This is a genomic window from Haloferax sp. Atlit-4N (assembly GCF_003383025.1).
In the GTDB taxonomy this organism is placed as follows: Archaea; Halobacteriota; Halobacteria; order Halobacteriales; family Haloferacaceae; genus Haloferax; species Haloferax gibbonsii.
Genome location: NZ_PSYY01000074.1, coordinates 1 through 472, shown reverse-complemented (window position 1 = coordinate 472; position 472 = coordinate 1). Strand labels below are relative to the sequence as shown.

1 protein-coding gene is annotated in these 472 nt (G+C 75.0%); it reads right to left on the bottom strand.

Annotated features, from left to right (window positions below; genetic code table 11):
• The coding region (locus tag C5C07_RS21460; protein ID WP_158546623.1) for a hypothetical protein at positions 1–472 on the bottom strand (472 nt) is incomplete at both ends.

Sequence of the window (472 nt, the reverse complement as noted above, 5' to 3'; positions counted from 1 at the left end):
CTCGTACATCGGGTAGCGGAACCGCGGGTGGGCCATCACCGGCTCGATCCGGAGGTCGTCGAACCAGCCGGGCCGCACCCAGGACGGGAGGCGGCCGCTGCCGGCGCCCAGGCGGGCCGCGATCCGGGCCGGCACCGTCACGGCAGGGTCCAGCTTGCGCACGAGCTCGAGGGCCGGCGCGCTGATCCGGCCCCGGTCCCGATCGGCGTACGCGTCGTCCAGCACGACCTTCGTGCCGATGGAGCGCACGGCACTCACGAGACGACTGCCGTCGGGACGTCGGTTGCGCTCCACCAGCTCCGGCAGCAGACTCGCCTGCTCCTCGAACAGCTCCAGCGGCGGGTCGACCCCGAGCCGGTGCGCCGCACCAAGGGCGCGCTCCCCGCGCTCGAGGGCGGAGTCGGTGAGCACGACGACGGTGCGCTCGTCCACCTCCCCGACCGGCTCGAGCCCCAGCCGCCGCGCCTCGCCT